Annotated in this window: 2 protein-coding genes and 1 pseudogene; all 3 read right to left on the reverse strand. The window is 48.1% G+C overall.

Annotated features, from left to right (window positions below; translation table 11 throughout):
- A partial coding sequence (locus ACWHAR_RS20170; protein WP_452087627.1) for a hypothetical protein occupies positions 1-82 on the reverse strand: 82 nt, incomplete at its 3' end.
- A 104-nt stretch (positions 83-186) separates the two neighbouring features.
- Positions 187-1,290, reverse strand: coding sequence for a two-component system response regulator YesN (gene yesN, locus ACWHAR_RS20175; RefSeq protein ID WP_452087626.1), 1,104 nt, complete (start codon positions 1,288-1,290; stop codon positions 187-189).
- A pseudogene (gene yesM / locus ACWHAR_RS20180) lies at positions 1,290-2,046 on the reverse strand (two-component system sensor histidine kinase YesM); the annotation flags it as partial. The pseudogene yesM and the gene yesN, both read right to left, overlap by 1 nt.

Raw genomic sequence — 2,046 nt, forward strand, 5'->3', positions numbered from 1 at the left:
CCGAGGCCTCTTCACCCGCTGAACATCCGCTGAACAAAAAGACGCAGACAAGGGATAACAGCACGTAACAAATCTTATTCAAACCAATCCCCCCTTTTAGTGTAAGTGCTTACATTTTATTTTAAAGCGTTCGGATAGGGCGAAACACTCAAAAAACAGTGGCGAAAGTCAAAAAAACAGAGATGGCTATCCTGCGGAAGCGCCTCCCTGTTTTCTTCTGAATTCTGACGGTGTCAGACCGGTATATTTTTTAAAAACAAGACTGAAATACTTCGGATTATCGCCAAACCCGATTTCTTCAGCAATTTCTGATACACTCGCGTCCCGCCTCATTTTCATTTGCTTCATCGCATGTTCAAGACGCACTCGTGTAACATATTGGGAAAATTTCTCGCCTGTTTCCTGTTTAAATAATTTCCCGAGATAATCAGGATTCATAAACAACATATCCTTCGCCGCCCATTTTAAGGACAGATTCGGATTTCCGAGCTCGTCGGCAATAAGCCTGATCATTTTCGAAATCACTGCGCTCCCATGCAGGTCACCAGACGCTTCAGCTGTGTCACGAAACAGCTGCCCCGCGTGCCGGAGTTCTCCCGCCTGACTGATGGCCATCTTGCGGGCAAAAACCTCCGCCACCTTTTCAGCGGCGTTCTCCTCTACGGCGAGTACGGTCCATTCTCCGCTGCTGCAAACCGCTGTCAGTGCCGACCCGAGTGCCTCTCTGGCTGCAGCATCAATAGATTGTTCCCCTTTTAAGATCAAGAGGCGGATCTTTTTTCCGGCAAGTGAAGGCGGCGGAGACAGCTGGGCCACACCGGCGATCAAACCTTCCAAGTATTGATCGGCTGCAAAGGAACGGATATGGTCGAGCTCGTGTTTCAGATGGGCTGTTTTCTTTTTGTGCACATCTTGCCGCTTCAGCTCAGCAATGATTTCCTCCAGCGAGCTGATAATCTGCTGTTCATTGCAGGGTTTCAGCAAATAATGCTTCACCCCATATTTCATGGCTTCCTTTGCGTACTCAAACTCTCCAAACACGGACAGGACGATAAATTGCACCGACGGGCTGGCGGCTGACACCTTTTTGATCAGCTCAAGCCCGTCCATGCCAGGCATTTTGACGTCTGTGATGACGATATGCGGCTGCTTATGTACAATCTTTTCATATGCTTCATGTCCGTTCTGCGCTTTTCCGATCAATGAGGCGCCAAGCGACTCCCACTCAATGATTCCCGCCATTCCATCAAGGATAATCCTCTCATCATCAGCCAGCAGTATTTTATACATCACACCACCTCATTTCGGCACGGTATTGTGATCACAATCCTCGTTCCCTTTTCATGCTCACTCTGAATCCGCAATCCGTATGGCTCTCCGAATGTCAGGCTGATGCGCTCGCGAATATTCCACAGTCCGATTCCTCTTCCGCCCGTTGATTCAAGAATCCGTCCATCCATGCCAGGGCCGTTATCTTCGACCGTAATACAGATACAGCCCTTCGTCTTTTTCGCCTGAATCCGGATGGCGCATGGCCTTGTAAAGGGTTCAAGCGCGTATTGAATCGCATTTTCCGCAAGCGGCTGGAGCGTCAGTTTCGGAATGAGGCAATGCTTCACATCATCGTCAATATCCAACGTGAAATTCAGGCGCTCTTCAAATCGAAATCGCTGAATAGTCATATAGTGACGTACAATGTCCGCCTCCTCCTGAATGGTCACGATATCCTTTTTCATATGTATGCTGTTTCGCAGAAGAAAACCGAGCGATTCCACCATTTTTGAGATTTGCTTTTGCTGATTCGCCTTGGCCAGCCAATTGATGGACTCGAGCGTGTTATATAAAAAATGCGGATTGATCTGGGCTTGCAGTGCTTTCAATTCGGTTTCTTTAATAATGAGCTGTTTTTCCACATTTTCTTCCATCAGCTCATTAATCCGTTTCATCATGACAGTAAAATGGCGGTTCAGCATGCCGGCCTCATCCTGTGTATGTTCCGGCAGAGAAAGCGACAAACCCGCTTCAATGCCGCTGTGCTGCACCGAT

The sequence above is a fragment of the Bacillus sp. LR--39 genome (assembly GCF_053613335.1).